Here is a 20176-nt window from a genome sequence, read left to right on the forward strand (position 1 = left end):
ATTTTTTCACTCTTTAATGGAGAATTTGTTGTCAAACGGCGCCGTCAGCGACGTCTGGAATCGGTTGTGTTGCAATACCGGCATTTGCTCGCGAATGGTTTTGAGGCCGGTGATATCGACCCGAACTTTCAACGCCGATACCGCATCGGGGTTTTCAGCCAATACCTTGCCCCAGGCATCCACCGCCAGCGAATGGCCCCAGGTGCGACGAGTCGGGCCATGGCTGCCAACCTGTGCCGGCGCCAGGATCACACACTGGTTTTCTATCGCTCTGGCGCGCAGCAAAATTTCCCAGTGCGCCTCACCGGTCACACGAGTAAAGGCCGCCGGTACGGAAATCAGTTCAGCGCCCTGTGCCCGTAACGCCTGGAACAGCGCCGGGAAGCGCAGATCGTAGCAGATGGTCATGCCAAGCCGCCCGACCGGGGTATCCACTACCTGGAGCTCTTGGCCATGCTGATAGGTATCCGACTCCCGATAATGGCCGTGAGAGTCGTTAATGTCCACGTCGAACATGTGCAGCTTGTCATAGCGCGCGCGGATCTCGCCCTGGTCGTCGAACAGCAGGCTGCTGGTGGTGATCAGCGCAGGATTTTCACGGCTGACCAACGGCATCGACCCCACCAGCAGCCAGACGCCATAACGCCGTGCCATCTCGCGCACCGCATTCTGCAGCGGCCCGTCGCCCTGGCGTTCAGCATGTTCACGATAAGCCGCAGAATTGGCGAACAGCAGCGCGTTCTCCGGCGTCATCACCAGTTTTACCCCGGTATTGAGCTGCTTAATCTGCTGTTCAATCTGGGCCAGGTTATCACGCACCCGATCGCCACTGCACAACTGTAACAACGCAACGTTAGCATTTCTCATGACGCCTTATCCTCCTTTGGCTTACGCAGGACCTCGTTAACCTTCGGCTGGTCCAAATCGCCGCTGATGTGGTAACGAATCAGCGAGATCTTACTCCACAGCGGCCCCAACACCTGCGAGGCAGCAAACACCGCCGCGCCGACAATCGGGTTAATCACGAATGCCGTCGCCACACCGACAGTGGTCGAAATGGCCGGTGCGACCACTGCTTCCATATCAATCCGGCGGCGCGCCAAATCGACCTGTCCGTTCATGGCGATATCCGCCGCCAGCCCGTCAACCAACAGGTTATCGGTATGCATTATGCCATCTTTCAGCCACGCGGTGCTGCGGATGGAGTCAAAGTAGAAACCTTTGCCGAAGGTATCACTGAAATCGAACTGCAACTTACGCAACAGGGAGTCGACACTGACCAAACGCAACAGCTGGCCGGCACGTCCACCGCCCATGCTGTCGATCTCCCCCTTGCCCATATTGACCTTCATCGCACCGCTGAGGGTACTCATCTGTGGTTTCCACGGCGTGCCACGCCAGTACAGATCAAAATCAATGTCATAAGGCGCGCCTTTCAGCGGCGTGGTGATACCGAAGAAAGCGGCGGTTTCATCAATTTTGCCACCCAGCAGTTTGCCTTTCAGCGAGCTGCGTTCTTCCTGGGCGTTCTGCTTCCACAGGCCGCTGGCGGTCATGCGCCCTTTGCCGGTATCGACCAAGCCATGCTCCAGGGTCAGGGTATCACCCTGATTGGCCAGATCCGCCTCCACCTTGCCGAGGTTTTGCCCCATCATCCAGCACGATTTGCAGCGCAGCATCAACGACGGCCAGTCACGGAAAGAAACCTTTTCTGCCGCGGCCAGCGGGTTGGTCGCCGCCGTCGCCGTCCCCTTGCTATCGCTAAACTGCGGATTGTAATAAAGATAATTGATATCGGCACGCCACGGCCCACGATCCGTCACCCGCAGACTGCCGTCAACTTCATCGCCCTTGGCACTGACCAGCGTGCCGCCGAGCTGTTTCTCGGCCGACAACGTCAGCTTGTGCCAGGCCTGACCGCCCAACAGCAGCTGCGGTGTTTTCAGCGCTACGGTGGTTGGAAAGTTGAAGCCGCCCACCTGGCCCGAGCCACCGCCTTGTTTTAACGCCGGTGCCATTAACCCCAACCACTTTTCACCGTCCAGTGGCGGCAGGTTTAGCGTCAAAGATTTACCGGCCGGTAAAGGTGGCGTTCCACCGCCTTCGGTTTGCCATGCCGCTCGTGCAAGCCGCACCTGCTTTTTGGCGAAGGTCCATTCGCTGTTGAAATGGTTCTGCTTGCCGGCGCTACCGGTCAGCATGAAGCCATTCAGGCCACCTTTCACTTTTACACTCAACGGCAGTGGTTCACCCGCCGGCTTATCCAGTGGAGACGGTAAGTGACTGCTTACTTTTTTGAGGTCTGCATCAATGCCGATGTCATAGCTGGCGTTGCCCTTATGCGGCAAGGTAATGGCAACCTGCCCCTGCCACGGAGCACTGCCGCTCAGCGCATCGGCGACTTCCTGTGGAATTCCCGGGAATTTGCCCGGCTGCCAGTCGGCCTTCAGACCCACATTGACCTTGTAGTCACTTTTACCTTCCAGCGTATTGAAATTCACCGCAACCGGCTGCCCGAACCAGTTGGCCGACAGGCTATCACTGGTCAGGTTGCCGTTATCGAAGCGGAACTTGCCGCTGACCTTTTGCAGCTCACTTTCGATCGGCTTAACCAGCAGTGAGTTATTGTTCAGCGCCACCTCGCCCGTGGCGCGCACCAGCTCGCCGTTCAAGGGGATATCGAGATGTAAGCGCCCACTGACATTCCCACCAATCTGCAGTTCATCCAGTGCAGCACCCAGCGAATCATGCAGAGGTGTCTGCTCGAAATAGTCGTGGATTTCCTCACCCTGACCCGCCACGTCAGCGTCAACCAACAGGCGCTCTTTCAGGTAGTCCGGAATGATGGCGGTAACATTTTTGCCATCGACTTTACCCAGTTTGGTCTGCGGAGCATTCATCCACAGCCCTTCATTGGCAAAATCGAGATCGATGGCCAGATCGGTCAATGCCGGCCAGTCCGGTTGGAACTGGAAGGTCGAATGGCGCAGCGGGACAAATACCTCAAACTGGCCTTCATGTTTACGGTAAGGGAAGTGCTGCGGGTCACCGTTGTAGAGCAGCGTGGCGTTATCCACCTGCCCGCCCTGAATGGCACCGCTGAGGTAGTCCACCAGGTGCTTGCCCATCAAGGGTTCCGGGAAGTAACGCCAGGCGTCTGCGGCATCATACAGGCGGATACCGGCCAGAATGCTCAGCCACGGATCCCCTTTGGCCGGCTGCTGGTAGCGGAAATCACCGTTCACCCACAGCGATTTGGCTTTCACATCCAGATTTTTACTCGCCAGCTCCCAGCCCTGTGGGTTGTTCAGCCAGGTTAACGCACCGCGCGCGCTGCTGACTTCCAGCGGGGCGCGGAACATGTCGCCGTACGGTAAGGTGCTGTCGTTGAGATCAAGCTGCAGACGGCCATTTTCTACACCGCCACTCAGCGCGCCAGAGAAATGATTTATCCCCGGCAACAGCTTCCACGGCTGCCAACTGACGTCCTGCCAACGGGCCTGGAAACGGGTTTTTTCCGGCTGTTTCAACGGAATATCCAACGCCAATGCATTGACCTTGCCTTGCGGTTGCAGGTCGTTCCAGCGCTCCAGCACGTCCGGGCTGAGGAATGAGAAGGTCGGCAACAGCGCAGACAGGCGTTCAAGCTGAATGTTGGTCGCTCGCACGCGTAGCTCTTCCGTCTGCCCCGGCCCCATAAACTCGGTATTTTCCGGCAGCCACAGCCCGGACAGCTTGCCCTGCGGCCAGGCCTGGCCGTCGGTGGCCAGGTTGAGCTGCGGCACCTCGACTTGCCAGCCGGTCCCCTGGCGGCTGAGCGTCAGCGCCAGATTGTCCACGTCCAGCCGGTGCTGTTGTTTGCCCACGTTCCAGTTGGCCGCGCCCTGCTTTAACAACGCACTGCCGCCGGCAATTTCACCGTTCTGTATTTGTAGCCAGGCTGCCAGGCTAAAGTCGGCGCTTTCCAGGCCGGTATTGGCGCGTAACCAACGGGTGAACCAGGGCTTCATGTCGATATTATCGGCCTGCATATAGACCGTACCCACATTCAATAAACCCTGGTTATCATGCAGGTCCATGCGCAGCTGTACCACACCATGCTGGCCATTCAGCGTCGACAGGCTAATCTGCCCTTCGGCACGGTGGCGATCGCGCCCGTTAAGCCAGGTTAGCTGTGGAACCTCGAATTCGGCGCGCGCACCGGCAGGCGTAAGGAAGGAAAGGCGGCTGTCACGCAGGTTGAAGTGATCGACCTGATGCAGCAGCAAATCGCTGATTTTACCCGGCTCGATGGTGCTGCCCTTATGCTCTTCGCCACCCAAAGTGGTGTTGAGATCGAACTGGAGTTGGTAGAAGGTGAGATCGCGGAACTGCCAGCGCCAGTGCAACAGCGACTGCCATACGTCCAGCGCCAGGGTAACGCGTTCAATACGCAGATTGCTTTTGGGCAGCGTGGCGCGCACGTTGCGCATTTCCAGCTGCGGGCCGAAGGTTTCCCAACTTCCCTGCATAAAGTCGATCTGCACCGGCACGCCGGAGAGGCTTTCGACCTTGGCCAACAGTTGCGGGCGGTAGTTGTTCAGTTCAGGCAGCGCCAAACGCAGCCCGCTGATCAGCAACGCCACGATGACAATCAGACTGGCGCCTGTAGCTAACAAAATCCCAGGCAGTCGCCTCACGCAGTTCTCCTTGCTTCCGCTGCCTGGCAACGGGATATCTATGCATGGGAGGCCCAGCATGCTGGGCCCCACCAATACCGGACTTTGGCCGCCAACGGGCGGACTACATCATGACAACGTCAAATTGTTCCTGGCTGTACAAGGGTTCGATCTGCACCTTGACCTGTTTGCCAACAAAGATTTCCACTTCGGCCAGCGCATGGGACTCTTCGCTTTTCAGCGCCTCCCCCACCGCCGCAGAGGCGTAAACCAGGAAACGATCTGAATCATAAGCATGGTGCACGCGCACAATTTCACGCAAAATTTCGTAGCACACGGTTTCCACAGTTTTCAGGGTGCCGCGTCCATGACAAGTAGGACAATCATGGCACAGCACATGTTCAATGCTTTCGCGCGTGCGTTTACGCGTCATTTCAACTAAGCCTAGCTGAGAGAAGCCGTTGATCGTGGTTTTTACCCGATCTTTACTCAGCGCCAGCTCCAGCGAATGCAGCACCCGACGACGATGTTCGTCATTATTCATATCAATAAAGTCGATAATGATAATGCCGCCCAGATTGCGCAGCCGCAGTTGGCGGGCAATGGCCTGGGTCGCTTCGATATTGGTATTGAAGATGGTTTCGTCGAGATTGCGATGGCCGACAAAGGCGCCGGTATTGATATCCACGGTGGTCATCGCTTCGGTCTGATCGATGATCAGGTAACCGCCGGACTTCAGCTCAACCTTACGCTCCAGCGCGCGCTGGATCTCGTTTTCGACATCATACAGATCGAAGATCGGCTGACTGCCGGTGTACAACTCCAGCTTGGCGGTAATATCCGGGATGTACTCACCGGTAAATTCCACCAGCAGATCGTGGGTCAGACGCGAGTCCACGCGGATCCTGTCCAGCGCCGCACCGGCGAAGTCACGCAAAATACGCTGCGCCAGCGCCAGCTCACCGTACAACTTGTATTTGGTCTGGTTGCGTTTTTTACGCTCCATCACCTTGGTCCACAGGCGCTTGAGGAAGGCGGCGTCTTGCGACAGCTCTTCTTCACCAATGCCTTCTGCCGCGGTGCGGATGATAAAACCACCCAGTTCATCGCAGTAACCGGCGACGGCTTTTTTCAGGCGATCGCGCTCGGCTTCACTTTCAATACGCTGTGAAACGCCAACGTGCGCCGCCCCCGGCATGAACACCAGGTAACGCGAAGGCAGAGTGATGTCGGTGGTCAGGCGCGCGCCTTTGGTGCCCAGCGGATCTTTTACCACCTGCACCATCAGATCCTGCCCCTGGCGCACCAGCTCGGCAATATCGCGCACGTGGAAATTTTTCTGCTCATCACCGGCGACACATTCGGTGTGCGGCATGATATCGGAGGCGTGCAGGAAGGCCGCTTTGTCCAGGCCGATATCGACGAATGCCGCCTGCATACCCGGCAACACGCGACTTACGCGCCCTTTATAAATATTGCCGACGATGCCGCGCTTGGATTCGCGCTCGATATGGATCTCTTGCAGGATGCCGCCATCAATATAGGCAACCCGCGTTTCAGACGGTGTGATATTAACCAGTAGCTCAGCTGTCATGCCTTCTCCTCAGAGCCGGTCGATAATGGCAGCGCCCATCAACCGGTTCTTACATCACGTAATGCGACAAAATTACTGAGCAGCTCATGTGTTTCGACCAACGGCAAGCCCATCACCGCGTGATAACTCCCGGTTATCGTCCTGACGAAACAACCACCCTTTCCTTGAATTCCATAGGCGCCCGCTTTATCCATCGGTTCGCCCGTTGCAATATAGTCGCAGATATCCTGTTGTGACAGGTTGCGGAATGTCACGTCTGTCACCACTAGTTGGCACAGAACATCATGGCGATCGGCGATTGCCACCGCGGTCATCACCTGATGCTGTTTACCCGACAGCGCCGCCAGCATTTGCGCCGCATGCGTTTCGCTTTGGGGTTTTTCCAGCACCCGGCCATTGAGCACGACAATGGTATCCGCGCCCAGCACCGGCCAGTCCTGCTGGGCCAGCGCCACGCCTGCCCTGGCCTTATCCTGCGCCAAACGGCGCACATAGACTTCCGCAGCTTCCCCTTCCTGCCGTTGTTCTTCGGTATCCGTCAGAATAATTTCAAACGCCACGCCCAACAGGGTCAGTAATTCACGTCGACGGGGAGAGCCGGAGGCCAGATAAAGCGAAGTCATTGATATACCCTTACTGTACGGCGAACTGACGGCGGATTTTGCGCATCAGCAGGAATAACCACGGCCACAGAATGCCGTTTACCACACTACTCCAGAACACCTCTGGGCGGAAAGAAACGTTGATCACTAAAAACTCGGCCCAGAACACCACAACATCCATCGCCAGTGACAATAGCACGACGATCAGCGCCTGTTGCCAGAGGGCCATGTTGCGGAACAGTTGGAATTTAAACGCGACCAGATAGGCAATGATCCCCAGCGCCAGCGCACGCACACCCAGCGTAGAACCGAGGATCAGATCCATAATCAACCCCAGCACAAAGCCGGTGCCGACGTTAACCCGGTGTGGCAGTGCCATTACCCAGTAGATCAGGATCAAGGCCAGCCAGGAGGGCCGGAACATGTAGATCTGTTCCGGCCACGGCATAATTTGCAGCACCAGCGCCACCAGGAATGACAGCCAGATTATCCAGCGCCCATTACTGCGGTAGCGATTCATTGGGTCACTCCCGCGGCCGGTGCGGCGGTTTGCGGCACTGCAACGCCGGTTGCCGGGGCCGGCAGTGGCTGTTGCGGCCCCATGGCATCGGCCGGTGGCAGCACCTGAGGCATCATCTGCATCAGCCGCTCATTGGCGACACGATGCACTTCGTCCGGCGGCAACGGCATATCGCCATTACGATCGGCACCCCACAGCAACAACAAATAGCGCAAACGCTGCAGACCCGCCGTCGGGCGTGCCTGGATCACGGTATAAGCACGTTGGTTATCCACTTTAACCGAGGACACCACCGCCACCGGATAGCCTTCCGGGAAGCGGCCGCCCAAACCGGAAGTGACCAGCACGTCGCCCACACGAATATCGGTATTGTTCGGCAAGTGTTCGAGCTGTAAATCGTCGGCACAACCGCTGCCTGCAGCGATCACCCGGATATCATTGCGCAGGACCTGGATAGGCAGCGCGTGTGAAGCATCGCAGATCAGCAGCACGCGGCTGGTGACTTTCGCCACCGCGACTACCTGGCCGACGACGCCTTTATCACTGATGACCGGCTGGCCTTCATAAACGCCGTTGTCCGAACCTTTGTCGATCACCACCTGGTCGCTGTAAGGATCAGATCCGGTCGAGATCACCTGGGTGACCATTTTGTGTTCGTCCTGGCGCAGCGGCGAGCCTAACAGCTCACGCAAACGGGCGTTTTCCTGCTTGAATTGGCCAAGAAGAAGAATATCGCTGTTTTTCAGCAGCAGTTCCTGCCGCAGAGCACGGTTTTCCAGCTCCAGCTGTTGGCGGGTAGCCAGCGTTTCTGAAACGCTGTCCAAAACCTTACGCGGCCCATTGGCCAGAAAATAGAAAGGGCTGACGGCCGTATCCATGTAGTTACGTATTTTCACGAACGTACCGAGACGGCTGTCGGCAACGATCAGGCAGATAGCCACAATCACTGCTAAAAAAAGTCGTAGTTGCAGGGAAGGCCCCCTGCTAAAAATCGGCTTCATAAATTATGCGTGTTCCTCGACAACAGAAAGAGGAACCGTACCCGATTTTCGCTTTGCGCATTCATCCGATACGATTCATCCTTCCTGGGGCTGACTATTCTTCGCTGAACAAATCGCCGCCATGCATGTCGATCATTTCCAACGCCTTGCCGCCACCGCGAGCTACGCAGGTCAGCGGATCTTCTGCCACGACTACCGGAATACCGGTTTCTTCCATCAGCAGGCGATCCAGGTTGCGCAGCAATGCGCCACCGCCGGTCAACACCATGCCGCGTTCGGAAATGTCGGAAGCCAGCTCCGGCGGACACTGTTCCAGCGCGACCATCACCGCACTGACGATGCCGGTCAACGGCTCCTGCAGCGCTTCGAGGATTTCATTGGAATTCAGGGTAAAGCCGCGTGGCACGCCCTCAGCCAGGTTACGGCCGCGAACTTCGATTTCATGCACTTCATCGCCCGGATAAGCTGAGCCGATGCCGTGCTTGATACGTTCGGCCGTCGCTTCACCAATCAGTGAGCCATAGTTACGACGCACATAATTAATGATGGCTTCGTCGAAACGGTCACCGCCGATACGCACGGAAGAAGAGTAGACCACACCGTTGAGTGAAATCACCGCCACTTCAGTAGTACCACCACCGATATCCACCACCATTGAACCAGTCGCTTCAGAAACCGGCAGGCCTGCACCGATTGCCGCAGCCATTGGCTCTTCAATCAGAAACACTTCACGCGCACCGGCCCCTTGGGCGGATTCGCGGATGGCACGACGTTCAACCTGAGTTGCGCCGACCGGCACACACACCAGCACGCGCGGGCTTGGCCGCATGAAGCTGTTGCTGTGAACCTGTTTGATAAAGTGCTGCAGCATTTTTTCAGTCACGAAGAAGTCGGCGATAACGCCGTCTTTCATCGGACGGATAGCCGCGATATTGCCGGGGGTACGCCCCAGCATCTGTTTAGCCTCATGACCCACGGCCGCAACGCTCTTGGGTGAACCGGCACGATCCTGGCGAATGGCAACCACCGAAGGTTCGTTCAGTACAATGCCTTGCCCTTTAACATAAATCAGGGTATTGGCGGTACCCAAGTCGATGGACAAGTCATTGGAAAACATGCCACGAAATTTCTTAAACATAACTAAAGGATAATCCTGCAAGCTGGGGGCGGAAAATAAAATCCGCCTACTTTACCAACCACACGAAGCAGCGACAAGGCGCAAAAACGTTCTACTTCGGTGAAAAATAGTCTGTATTGTTTCTGCTCGAATGCACGGAAATTGGATGAGGCCTGAATTCCCTGAACAAAGGCTCAGTTTACCACCCTGTCAGCGCACGAAACGGCGTAACACAGCTCATAAAATCTAACATATTCCCTGATTGCCGTTGGTGGTAAGCACCTACCAACGTTCAACAGAAAAGGACTGACAAGAGCCTATATCAAATAGGCGTCATTGTCGCAGGCAGTTTGGGGATAACCCCAAAAAGACAGATAAAATAGCCCAGATGAATTGGCGCTCATTCTACGTCAATTTTTGCCCGGCATTCAGGTTAAACGCGATAACGACGCGAATATTTTTTACGCCCTGCGTCTATCGGTTCCGGCGACGCGAAAAAGTCACCCTGCCCGCCGAGGATCCCGCGATCTTTCAGCGTCTGCCATTCATTACGCGTCCGCACGCTGGCGGCAAAAACCTGGGTACTGGTGCCTTCGCAGGCACCCGTCAGGCTCTGAACGAACAGCTGATTCTCATCCCGCTTATCAATACTCCGCACCAAACCAGGGTGGAGCTTGACCAGTTCCACCGGTAAGGACTTGATATAGGAGGTACTAACCACGGTTAACCCCGCCTGGGACACGGCCAGACGACACCCCAATCCAGAGAGTAATCTCAACACCGGGCGCAAACGGTCGATATGTTGACACACGTCTGCCTCTGCAAGTTCAATCAGAATTCGCCGACGATGACTTTTTTCACACTGTAACAGGCTATCACGCAGCCAACGCTGGAAAGTGCGTTGCAATAATGAATCTACGGACAGCGTAAATGCCAGCGTTTCTTCAGGCCACAGCGCCAGTAAAGGAAGAATGCGACTCAAATGCTGGCGGTCGTAACTTTCCGCCAGCCCCAACTGCTGCACCAACGGCATATATTCAGATGGCAGCAGTTCCTGGGTCCCATCGTATATCCGGCTCATGATCTCCCGGTGATGAACTTCCCCCTCCACCGTCACTGCCGGTTTCTGGTACAACCGTGGCCCGCCCCGCGCCAGCACCTGTTCCAACAGAGTGCGCCATTTGACGCTGCCGCGCCCTTTTTCCGGCACCTGGCTGTCGTAAACATACCAGCCGTTTTCCCCCTGCAGCGTCGCGTGGCGCGTGGCCTGCTCTGCATGATCAATCACCTGTTCGGTACTTTGTCCGCTGCGGTAGGCCACAATACCGATATGCAAAAACGCCTCGCGATCGATAAGCGCCGTTGAAGGCAGGGCGTCAATGGCATGAACCAACTGTGAAGCAATGCCGTCCGCCTCTTTCAGCGTGCGATGCGGCAACAGAACGGTGAAATCGCTGTGGAAATAGCGCGCCAGCAACGCCGCCGGGTAGCGCATCACGAAGGTCGACAACAGATTGACCAGCGAATACATCAGTTCTTGCACCGCACTGTTGCCGTGGGTTTCCCGCAGCGTGTCGAAATCCGGTAATCGCACCATCATGACAATGCCGTGCGAACCTTCCTCTTCCAGTTGGGTGGTCAGTTGGTTATCAAAGAACAATCGGTTGTTCAGCCCGGTTTTGGCGTCCTGAGCGGCAAAGGCGCGGATCAGCGTATCGACCCGGCTACGCTCCTCGCGCGCTTCCGCCAGATCCGCCAGCAGGCGATCGAGTGCTCCGCTGACGTTTGCCGGCCATTCGCGCACGTCGCCCTGCATCACGCTCTCTCGTTCGCCATTAAGAATACGGCGTGCACGGCGTTCCAGCCGGTCCTCCCCGTCGGCCTGATCGCGTAACCAACGCAAACTGAGCAGCAAGATAACCACCATCACGACGATCGACAAAGTGACAGCCGCAGTGGATTGCAACGAACGCACGTCGCTGGCGAAAGGGTCAATATAGGTAATGCGTAGCGAAGCGCCGGGATGCTGCATCAACGGCAGGGAAACCTGCCGGTAGCCGTTGAGCGATTCCCAGGGCTGCTTTACCGTTGGCAGATGATAAGAAAGAAGATTGCTGTGGCTGGTATCCACGCTGACGGCCACGATACCAAGCGGACGCATCACCAGCGGTAACCATTGTTCCTGTTCCTGTGGAGATTCACGCAGCATGGCCTGATCGAGCGAGGTCATCAGCGAATTGAAGCGGCGATCCAGCCTCTCCTGAGTGACGTAAAAGTAACTGTATGAGCAGCCCATCAGCATCAAAAACATCGCCAGAGCAACAAGCAGGGTGATCAATGCAGAGAGCTTGGTGGTAAATCGCATCCCTGTGCCTTGTCCGTTATGGTTACGTGAATTATCACCTTTGGTCGTATAAAGGCCCCGAATCCGCTCAAAAGAATCCAACACAATACCCTGATTTTTAATTAGTCACTGGCGTATCCTTGACGATCATCGCCGGCAGTTCATGCCGCCAAACTACCAAGCATCATCAACGAAGAAAACCTTCAATCACCCTTTTTTGTCTTTTATCAGGACATAAATTTCTTATATGCATATAGTCAATTAAATCGGATCCAGCCATCCATGACAAAATTGCAAACAAGAGGAAGAGTGACATGCGTGCACTGTTATTGGAACAACAAGACGATCAAACTCTGGCTCGCGTCAAAGATATCAACAGTGACCAACTGCCCGACGGCGATGTCACGGTAGACGTTAATTGGTCCAGCATTAACTATAAAGACGCGTTGGCGATCACCGGCAAAGGCAAAATCGTGCGTAACTTCCCGATGGTGCCAGGCATCGACTTCGCCGGTACCGTGCGCCAAAGCCGCGACGATCGTTTTAAAGAAGGCCAAAGCGTGGTGCTTACCGGCTGGGGCGTGGGTGAAAACCACTGGGGCGGCCTGGCTGAGCAGGCGCGTGTCTCCGGGGAATGGTTGGTGCCGTTGCCAAACGGATTGGATGAACGTAAAGCGATGATCCTCGGTACCGCCGGCTTTACCGCCATGCTGTGCGTGATGGCTCTGGAAGAAGGCGGCGTACATCCGGATGACGGCGACATTTTGGTCACGGGTGCCAGCGGTGGCGTCGGCAGCACGGCGGTCGCTATTCTGGCGGCGCTGGGTTATCACGTCACGGCCATCAGCGGCCGTGAAAGCAATACCGACTACCTCAAAGCGCTCGGCGCCAAAGAAGTCCTGTCGCGTGACGGCTATCTCGAAGCTCCGCGCCCACTGGAAAAGCAACTGTGGGCCGGTGCGGTGGATACCGTCGGCGACACTATGCTGGCGCGGGTTTTGGCGCAAATGAACTATAACGGCACGGTCGCCGCCTGTGGCCTGGCCGGTGGTTATCACCTGCCGACCACGGTGATGCCATTTATTTTGCGCAATGTTCGTTTGCAAGGGGTCGACTCGGTGCACACCCCGTTGCATCGCCGTCAAACCGCCTGGGAGCGCCTGGCCGGTATCCTGCCGGACAGCTTCTACCAGCAAGCCACCCAGGAAATCACGCTGGAACAGGCACCGGCCACGGCTGCCGCACTGTTAGACAACAAAGTTACCGGTCGCACCCTGGTAAAAATCCGCTGAGTCTGACGGCCCCCCCGCAACGGGGGCCTATCCCGTCTGCGAAATTTCATATTTTCCCTCCGCCTCTCGCATAAGGCCTGGTTTCACGCCATGCTTACACCATAAATTGCGGAGAAAATACCATGAGCAAACAACGAAAACTCACTGAGGCCGATGTCACGCCAGAGAGCGTATTTTATCAGCGCCGTAAAGTGTTGCAGGCGTTGGGCATTACCGCCGCATCACTGGCCCTGCCGCATAATGCGCAGGCCGATTTGCTGTCATGGTTTAAGGGTAACGATCGGCCCAAGGCGCCGCCGGGTAAACCGCTGGAGTTCAGCAAACCTGCCGCCTGGCAGGCCCAGTTGGATTTGACGCCCGAAGATAAAGTCACCGGCTATAACAACTTCTACGAATTCGGTCTGGACAAGGCCGATCCGGCAGCCAATGCCGGCGGCTTGAAAACCGAAGGTTGGCAGGTACGCATCGACGGTGAAGTCGCCAAACCCATCACGCTGGACATAGATGATTTAATCAAACGCTTCCCGCTGGAACAGCGCATCTATCGCATGCGCTGCGTTGAAGCCTGGTCAATGGTGGTGCCGTGGATTGGCTTTGAATTGGGTAAACTGATCAAATTCGCGGAACCCAACAGCAACGCACGCTACGTCGCTTTCCAGACGTTGTACGACCCGGAACAGATGCCCGGCCAGAAAGACCGCTTTATCGGCGGCGGGTTGAAGTATCCCTATGTCGAAGGGCTGCGTCTCGACGAGGCAATGAACCCGCTGGCACTGCTGACCGTCGGCGTGTACGGCAAAACGCTGCCGCCGCAAAATGGCGCGCCGCTGCGCTTGATCACCCCATGGAAATACGGTTTTAAGGGGATAAAGTCGATCGTCCATATCCGCCTGGTGCGCGATCAGCCGCCGACCACCTGGAATCAGTCGGCGCCGAATGAGTACGGCTTCTACGCCAACGTGAATCCGCACGTCGATCATCCCCGTTGGTCGCAGGCCACCGAGCGTTTTATCGGTTCCGGCGGCATTCTGGACGTTAAACGCCAACCCACCCTGCTGTTTAATGGCTATGCGGAACAGGTCGCATCGCTGTACCGTGGCCTGGATCTACGGGAGAATTTCTAAGTGCGTTTGACTCCAACCCATATCAAAGGGATCAAGGTTGCCATTTATCTGGCGGCATTTTTGCCCTTTCTCTGGCTGGTGCTGTCGGTGGATCAGGGCTGGTTCAGCGCCGATCCGGCCAAAGATATCCAGCATTTTACCGGCAGGATGACGCTGAAACTGTTGCTGGCAACCTTGATGATCGCCCCACTGGCACGCTATACCCGCCAGCCTCTGTTGATCCGTTGCCGCCGCCTGGTGGGCCTGTGGTGTTTTGCCTGGGGTACGCTGCATCTGATAAGCTATTCGACGCTTGAATTGGGACTGAGCAATATTGGCCTGTTGGGGCGTGAACTGGTCACCCGCCCTTACCTGACGCTCGGCATCATCAGTTGGCTGATCCTGCTGGCACTGGCGGCAACCTCGACGTTGTGGGCCATGCGCAAACTGGGGGCCAAATGGCAGACGTTGCATAATCTGGTGTACCTGGTGGCGATCCTGGCACCGATTCACTACCTGTGGTCGGTCAAAACCTTTTCGCCACAGCCCTTCATTTATGCCCTGCTGGCCGTCGTGCTGCTGGCACTACGCTACAAGAAATTCCGTAATTGGTGGCGTTAAAAGGCGGAACTTTTCTGTGTTCTACCCCTCATAATGCGATAACACCCTCATCAGTTTGCAGGTTTTGGGTTGAATATCTTCGCTGATAAGACCAGTATTTAGCTGCGAATTGCTACGATATCGTTATAATGCCCGACCTTGTTTCTGTTCTCAGGGTGAATTTTCCCCTTAACAGGTGACAAATCGGTGACATCGGGTTATTTTCTACGATGATGGTTTTATTGCCGGAGATACCAGCACAATGGCGGATAAGTTTCACATTTTGCTTCTGAACGGCCCCAATCTGAATCTGCTGGGGACGCGTGAGCCGGAGAAGTACGGCAGCACGACGCTAACAGAGATTGTTAACGGATTGGAAAACCAGGCATCCGCACTGGATATTACCCTGAGCCATCTGCAGTCTAACGCTGAACATGCGCTTATCGACTGCATACATCAGGCACGCGGCAACACAGATTTTATTCTGATCAACCCTGCCGCGTTCACGCATACCAGCGTGGCGCTGCGCGATGCATTGCTGGCGGTGCAGATCCCGTTTATCGAGATCCACCTCTCCAACGTGCATGCCCGAGAGCCTTTCCGCCATCACTCCTACCTTTCCGATATTGCGGTAGGTGTGATTTGCGGCCTCGGCGCAGATGGCTACACATTTGCTTTACAGGCAGCGGTTAACCGTCTGTCGAAAACCCACTAATTGCTACGCAAAAAGAGTACGGAATCACACTCATGGATATTCGTAAAATCAAGAAACTGATCGAACTGGTTGAAGAATCAGGTATTTCTGAACTGGAAATCTCTGAAGGCGAAGAGTCAGTTCGCATCAGCCGTGCCGCCCCGGCACAGGCTTACCCAATGATGCCGCAGGCATACGCAATGCCGGCACAGCCGCAGCCAGCACTGGCTACTGCCGTTGCTGCCGCGCCAGCCGAAACCCCTGCAGCACCAGCGGCCATGAGTGGCCACATCGTCCGTTCTCCAATGGTCGGCACCTTCTACCGCACGCCAAGCCCGGATGCGAAAGCCTTCATCGAAATTGGCCAGAAAGTGAATGCCGGCGACACGCTGTGCATCGTTGAAGCCATGAAAATGATGAACCAGATCGAAGCGGATAAATCCGGCGTGGTGAAAGCCATTCTGGTAGAGAACGGCCAACCGGTAGAATTTGACGAGCCACTGGTCGTCATCGAATAACGAGGCGAACATGCTTGATAAAATTGTTATCGCCAACCGTGGCGAGATCGCGCTTCGTATCCTGCGTGCTTGTAAAGAGCTGGGTATCAAAACCGTTGCCGTGCATTCCACAGCAGATCGCGATCTGAAACACGTGCTGCTGGCTGACGAGACCGTGTGTATCGGTCCTGCGCCATCGGTAAAAAGCTATCTGAATATCCCGGCCATCATCTCTGCAGCGGAAATCACCGGCGCAGTGGCGATTCACCCGGGCTACGGCTTCTTGTCTGAGAACGCCGACTTCGCCGAGCAGATCGAACGTTCCGGCTTTATCTTCATCGGCCCGAAAGCCGAAACCATCCGCCTGATGGGCGATAAGGTTTCTGCCATCAACGCCATGAAGAAAGCTGGCGTGCCTTGCGTACCAGGCTCTGATGGCCCGCTGACCGACGACATGGATAAAAACCGTGCCTTCGCCAAGCGCATCGGCTACCCGGTGATCATCAAGGCATCTGGCGGCGGCGGCGGCCGTGGCATGCGCGTTGTGCGCAGCGACAAAGACCTCGAACAATCCATTTCCATGACCAAAGCTGAAGCCAAAGCGGCTTTCAACAATGACATGGTTTACATGGAAAAATACCTGGAAAACCCACGCCATATCGAAATTCAGATTTTGGCAGACGGCCAGGGTAACGCCATCTATCTGGCCGAGCGCGACTGCTCCATGCAGCGTCGCCACCAGAAAGTGGTTGAAGAGGCTCCGGCACCAGGCATCACCAGCGAAATGCGCCGTTACATCGGCGAGCGCTGCTCGAAAGCCTGTGTTGAGATCGGCTACCGCGGTGCGGGTACTTTCGAGTTCCTGTACGAAAACGGCGAGTTCTATTTCATCGAAATGAACACCCGTATTCAGGTTGAACACCCGGTTACCGAAATGATCACCGGCGTGGATCTGATCAAAGAGCAGCTGCGTATCGCTGCCGGTCAGCCGCTGTCGATCAAACAGGATGAAGTGAAGGTTCACGGCCATGCGGTAGAATGCCGTATCAACGCCGAAGACCCGAACACCTTCCTGCCAAGCCCAGGCAAGATCACCCGTTTCCATGCGCCAGGCGGTTTCGGCGTGCGTTGGGAATCTCATATTTACGCCGGTTATACCGTACCGCCGTACTATGATTCCATGATCGGCAAACTGATCACTTACGGTGAAAACCGTGACGTGGCAATTGCCCGCATGAAGAACGCCCTGGCTGAGCTGATCATCGATGGCATCAAAACCAACGTTGAACTGCAGCAGCGGATCATGAGCGACGAAAACTTCCAGCACGGTGGCACCAACATCCACTATCTGGAGAAGAAGCTCGGTCTGCAGGAAACCTAAGGCAGGCTATTCGCATCGCCTGACAGAAGGCCGGTTAATCACCGGCCTTTTTTCTTTTTCATCTCAGGCACGGTAACGGCTTGGCAAAATCCGGCCTTGCCGTAGAATTCCTTACCTTTGGCAAAACCATCACCGTAAACCTATGGGGAACACTGATGGAAACACGCTTTATTCAAGCCCACCGCGAAGCACGATGGGCGCTCGGTCTGACGCTGCTGTATCTGCTGGCCTGGTCGCTGGCGGCCTACCTGCCGGACAGTGAATCTGGTATTACCGGCCTGCCACACTGGTTCGAAATGGCCTGCTTATTGGTACCACTGCTGTTTATCGGCCTGTGTTGGCTGATGGTGCGTGGCGTATTCCGCAATATTTCGCTGGAGGACGGCGATGCAAACTGAAGTCATTTTGCCGCTGGTTGCCTATCTGCTGCTGGTGTTTGGACTGTCGGTTTACGCCTACAGTCGGCGTCAGACAGGTAATTTCCTCAGCGAATACTTCCTGGGTAGCCGATCGATGGGTGGCTTTGTGCTGGCGATGACGCTGACCGCAACCTATATCAGCGCCAGTTCGTTTATCGGTGGCCCCGGTGCCGCCTATAAATATGGCCTTGGTTGGGTGTTGTTGGCGATGATTCAACTGCCCGCCGTATGGTTATCGCTCGGTGTGCTGGGCAAGAAATTCGCCATTCTGGCGCGCCGCTACAACGCCATCACCTTAAACGACATGCTGTACGGGCGCTATCAAAGCCGCCTGTTGGTCTGGTTGGCCAGTCTCAGTTTGTTGGTGGCGTTCCTCGGGGCCATGACGGTGCAGTTTATCGGCGGCGCACGCCTGCTGGAAACCGCTGCCGGCATCCCTTACGACACCGGCCTGCTGATCTTTGGCGTCAGCATCGCGCTGTATACCGCCTTTGGCGGCTTTCGTGCCAGCGTGCTGAACGATGCCATGCAGGGCCTGGTAATGTTGATCGGCACCGTGCTGTTGCTGGTGGCGGTGATCCACGCCGCTGGCGGCCTGCACAGCGCGGTGGACAAACTCCACCAAATTGACCCGGCGCTGGTGTCCCCCCAGGGCGGTGAACAGATCCTCAGCCTGCCGTTTATGGCCTCGTTTTGGATCCTGGTGTGCTTTGGCGTGATAGGCCTGCCGCATACTGCGGTGCGCTGCATCTCTTACAAAGACAGCAAAGCGGTACACCGCGGTATCATCCTCGGTACCATGGTAGTGGCAGTGCTGATGTTCGGTATGCATCTGGCCGGTGCGCTGGGCCGCGCGGTGTTGCCGGATCTGAAGATCCCCGATCAGGTGATCCCGACGCTGATGATCACCGTGCTGCCGCCGTATGCTGCCGGCATCTTCCTGGCAGCACCGATGGCGGCCATCATGTCGACCATTAATGCCCAACTGCTGCAGTCTTCCGCCACTATTATTAAAGACCTCTATCTTGGCGTGCGGCCGCAGCAGATGCAGAACGAACGCTTAATCAAACGCTTTTCCAGCCTGACCACCTTGATCCTCGGGCTTTTGGTTCTGCTGGCGGCATGGCGACCGCCGGAAATGATCATCTGGCTGAACCTGCTGGCGTTCGGCGGCCTGGAGGCGGTATTCCTGTGGCCGCTGGTGCTGGGCCTGTACTGGGAGCGCGCCAACGCACAGGGAGCGCTTAGCTCAATGGTGACGGGTGCGGTATGCTATACGCTATTGGCCAGCTTTAATCTGCAACTGGCGGGGCTGCACCCTATCGTGCCTTCGCTGCTGATTAGCCTGCTGGCATTTTATATCGGTAACCTCGTCGGCGAAAAACGCCGGACGGCGTCATCATTACCCTCTTAAAAGAGAATTGTTATGCCTTGGATCCAACTCAAACTGAACACCACCGGCAGCCAGGCAGAAGACCTGAGCGACGCGCTGGTTGAAAGCGGCGCAGTATCGGTGACCTTTCAGGACACTCACGACAATCCGGTGTTCGAACCGCTGCCGGGCGAAACCCTGCTGTGGGGCGATACCGATGTGATCGGACTGTACGACGCTGAAACCGATATGGCCGAAGTGGTGGCAATGCTGGAACAGCATCCACTGCTGGGCGCCGGTTTCCGCCACAAGATTGAACAGCTGGAAGACAAAGACTGGGAGCGCGAGTGGATGGACAACTTCCACCCGATGCGTTTCGGCCAGCGTCTGTGGATCTGCCCAAGCTGGCGTGACGTGCCCGATCCGGATGCGGTTAACGTGATGCTCGACCCGGGCCTGGCGTTCGGTACCGGCACCCACCCGACGACGGCGCTGTGTTTGCAGTGGCTAGATGGCCTGGATCTGGCCGGTAAGACCATTATCGACTTCGGTTGTGGCTCCGGCATTCTGGCGATTGCCGCCCTGAAGCTCGGTGCAGCGCGCGCTATCGGCATCGATATCGATCCCCAGGCCATTCAGGCCAGTCGCGACAACGCGCAGCGTAACGGCGTTTCAGAGCGTCTGGAGCTGTACCTGCCAAAAGATCAGCCTGCCGATTTGCTGGCCGACGTCGTGGTCGCCAATATTCTGGCCGGTCCATTGCGTGAGCTGGCACCGCTGATTGGCTGCCTGCCGAAGTCCGGCGGCCATCTGGGCCTGTCCGGCGTGCTGGCCACCCAGGCAGCGAGCGTGGCGCAAGCCTATGAAGATAAATTCACGCTCGACCCGGTAGCAGAACGCGAAGAATGGTGCCGCATTACCGGTCAACGCAAGTAATCGTATTTTTGTTCCGATAAAAACCACCGATAACTTAACAAGTTAC

The 20176-nt window shown here is 56.3% G+C and carries 17 protein-coding genes; 9 read left to right on the plus strand and 8 right to left on the minus strand.

Features of this window, described 5'->3' with window-relative positions:
- Positions 1-6: 6 nt before the first annotated feature.
- The 8 genes from nit1 to csrD form a co-directional block, all read right to left on the minus strand.
- Positions 7-867 carry a deaminated glutathione amidase gene (nit1, locus tag ACSOSI_RS23250; protein ID WP_012147100.1) on the minus strand — a complete coding sequence of 287 codons (861 nt, stop codon included), beginning with the start codon at positions 865-867 and terminating at the stop codon, positions 7-9.
- Positions 864-4679 (minus strand): AsmA2 domain-containing protein YhdP, encoded by a 3816-nt coding sequence (gene yhdP / locus ACSOSI_RS23255; RefSeq protein ID WP_476706240.1) that lies wholly within the window; start codon positions 4677-4679, stop codon positions 864-866. Before yhdP ends, nit1 begins: the two co-directional genes overlap by 4 nt.
- Before the next feature lie 103 nt (positions 4680-4782).
- The gene (gene rng / locus ACSOSI_RS23260) at positions 4783-6252 is read right to left on the minus strand and encodes a ribonuclease G (RefSeq protein WP_012147102.1); all 1470 of its coding nucleotides are present in this window, start codon (positions 6250-6252) and stop codon (positions 4783-4785) included.
- A gap of 38 nt (positions 6253-6290) precedes the next feature.
- On the minus strand, positions 6291-6875 hold the full coding sequence (locus tag ACSOSI_RS23265) for a Maf family protein (protein WP_012147103.1): 585 nt from the start codon (positions 6873-6875) through the stop codon (positions 6291-6293).
- A 10-nt stretch (positions 6876-6885) separates the two neighbouring features.
- Positions 6886-7374, minus strand: coding sequence for a rod shape-determining protein MreD (mreD, locus tag ACSOSI_RS23270; RefSeq protein ID WP_012147104.1), 489 nt, complete (start codon positions 7372-7374; stop codon positions 6886-6888).
- Positions 7371-8375, minus strand: a complete 1005-nt coding sequence (mreC, locus tag ACSOSI_RS23275; protein ID WP_026142554.1) for a rod shape-determining protein MreC — start codon at positions 8373-8375, stop codon at positions 7371-7373. Before mreC ends, mreD begins: the two co-directional genes overlap by 4 nt.
- Before the next feature lie 94 nt (positions 8376-8469).
- Positions 8470-9513: a rod shape-determining protein MreB gene (mreB, locus tag ACSOSI_RS23280; RefSeq protein WP_012147106.1), complete on the minus strand. Its 1044-nt coding sequence runs from the start codon at positions 9511-9513 to the stop codon at positions 8470-8472.
- 412 nt (positions 9514-9925) lie between these two features.
- Positions 9926-11857 carry an RNase E specificity factor CsrD gene (csrD, locus tag ACSOSI_RS23285; RefSeq protein ID WP_012147107.1) on the minus strand — a complete coding sequence of 644 codons (1932 nt, stop codon included), beginning with the start codon at positions 11855-11857 and terminating at the stop codon, positions 9926-9928.
- A 293-nt stretch (positions 11858-12150) separates the two neighbouring features.
- On the opposite strand from csrD, the gene acuI reads away from it, so the two are divergent.
- From acuI to prmA, 9 genes are all read left to right on the plus strand, one after another.
- Positions 12151-13128 carry an acrylyl-CoA reductase (NADPH) gene (gene acuI / locus ACSOSI_RS23290; RefSeq protein ID WP_012147108.1) on the plus strand — a complete coding sequence of 326 codons (978 nt, stop codon included), beginning with the start codon at positions 12151-12153 and terminating at the stop codon, positions 13126-13128.
- Between the two features lie 122 nt (positions 13129-13250).
- Complete coding sequence (gene msrP / locus ACSOSI_RS23295) at positions 13251-14252, plus strand: protein-methionine-sulfoxide reductase catalytic subunit MsrP (protein ID WP_012147109.1); 1002 nt, start codon at positions 13251-13253, stop codon at positions 14250-14252.
- On the plus strand, positions 14253-14852 hold the full coding sequence (msrQ, locus tag ACSOSI_RS23300) for a protein-methionine-sulfoxide reductase heme-binding subunit MsrQ (RefSeq protein WP_012147110.1): 600 nt from the start codon (positions 14253-14255) through the stop codon (positions 14850-14852).
- A gap of 241 nt (positions 14853-15093) precedes the next feature.
- Entirely contained in the window at positions 15094-15546 is a 453-nt protein-coding gene (gene aroQ / locus ACSOSI_RS23305; protein ID WP_012147111.1) for a type II 3-dehydroquinate dehydratase, read from the plus strand.
- Between the two features lie 32 nt (positions 15547-15578).
- On the plus strand, positions 15579-16043 hold the full coding sequence (gene accB, locus ACSOSI_RS23310; RefSeq protein ID WP_012147112.1) for an acetyl-CoA carboxylase biotin carboxyl carrier protein: 465 nt from the start codon (positions 15579-15581) through the stop codon (positions 16041-16043).
- Positions 16044-16053: 10 nt separating this feature from the next.
- On the plus strand, positions 16054-17403 hold the full coding sequence (gene accC, locus ACSOSI_RS23315) for an acetyl-CoA carboxylase biotin carboxylase subunit (RefSeq protein WP_012147113.1): 1350 nt from the start codon (positions 16054-16056) through the stop codon (positions 17401-17403).
- Positions 17404-17558: 155 nt separating this feature from the next.
- Positions 17559-17801: a YhdT family protein gene (locus ACSOSI_RS23320; RefSeq protein WP_026142555.1), complete on the plus strand. Its 243-nt coding sequence runs from the start codon at positions 17559-17561 to the stop codon at positions 17799-17801.
- Positions 17791-19236, plus strand: a complete 1446-nt coding sequence (gene panF, locus ACSOSI_RS23325; RefSeq protein WP_259190332.1) for a sodium/pantothenate symporter — start codon at positions 17791-17793, stop codon at positions 19234-19236. The genes ACSOSI_RS23320 and panF overlap by 11 nt, the downstream gene beginning before the upstream one ends.
- A 12-nt stretch (positions 19237-19248) precedes the next feature.
- Positions 19249-20130: a 50S ribosomal protein L11 methyltransferase gene (gene prmA, locus ACSOSI_RS23330; protein ID WP_012147116.1), complete on the plus strand. Its 882-nt coding sequence runs from the start codon at positions 19249-19251 to the stop codon at positions 20128-20130.
- Positions 20131-20176 lie beyond the last annotated feature (46 nt).

This window comes from Serratia sp. AR11 (assembly GCF_056376275.1).

Coding starts and splice junctions, on each gene's coding strand:
- nit1 (WP_012147100.1), bottom strand. CDS start 867: ATGAGAAATGCTAACGTTGCGTTGTTACAGTTGTGCAGTGGCGATCGG.
- rng (WP_012147102.1), bottom strand. CDS start 6,252: ATGACAGCTGAGCTACTGGTTAATATCACACCGTCTGAAACGCGGGTT.
- ACSOSI_RS23265 (WP_012147103.1), bottom strand. CDS start 6,875: ATGACTTCGCTTTATCTGGCCTCCGGCTCTCCCCGTCGACGTGAATTA.
- mreD (WP_012147104.1), bottom strand. CDS start 7,374: ATGAATCGCTACCGCAGTAATGGGCGCTGGATAATCTGGCTGTCATTC.
- mreC (WP_026142554.1), bottom strand. CDS start 8,375: ATGAAGCCGATTTTTAGCAGGGGGCCTTCCCTGCAACTACGACTTTTT.
- mreB (WP_012147106.1), bottom strand. CDS start 9,513: ATGTTTAAGAAATTTCGTGGCATGTTTTCCAATGACTTGTCCATCGAC.
- csrD (WP_012147107.1), bottom strand. CDS start 11,857: ATGCGATTTACCACCAAGCTCTCTGCATTGATCACCCTGCTTGTTGCT.
- acuI (WP_012147108.1), top strand. CDS start 12,151: ATGCGTGCACTGTTATTGGAACAACAAGACGATCAAACTCTGGCTCGC.
- msrP (WP_012147109.1), top strand. CDS start 13,251: ATGAGCAAACAACGAAAACTCACTGAGGCCGATGTCACGCCAGAGAGC.
- aroQ (WP_012147111.1), top strand. CDS start 15,094: ATGGCGGATAAGTTTCACATTTTGCTTCTGAACGGCCCCAATCTGAAT.
- accB (WP_012147112.1), top strand. CDS start 15,579: ATGGATATTCGTAAAATCAAGAAACTGATCGAACTGGTTGAAGAATCA.
- accC (WP_012147113.1), top strand. CDS start 16,054: ATGCTTGATAAAATTGTTATCGCCAACCGTGGCGAGATCGCGCTTCGT.
- ACSOSI_RS23320 (WP_026142555.1), top strand. CDS start 17,559: ATGGAAACACGCTTTATTCAAGCCCACCGCGAAGCACGATGGGCGCTC.
- panF (WP_259190332.1), top strand. CDS start 17,791: ATGCAAACTGAAGTCATTTTGCCGCTGGTTGCCTATCTGCTGCTGGTG.
- prmA (WP_012147116.1), top strand. CDS start 19,249: ATGCCTTGGATCCAACTCAAACTGAACACCACCGGCAGCCAGGCAGAA.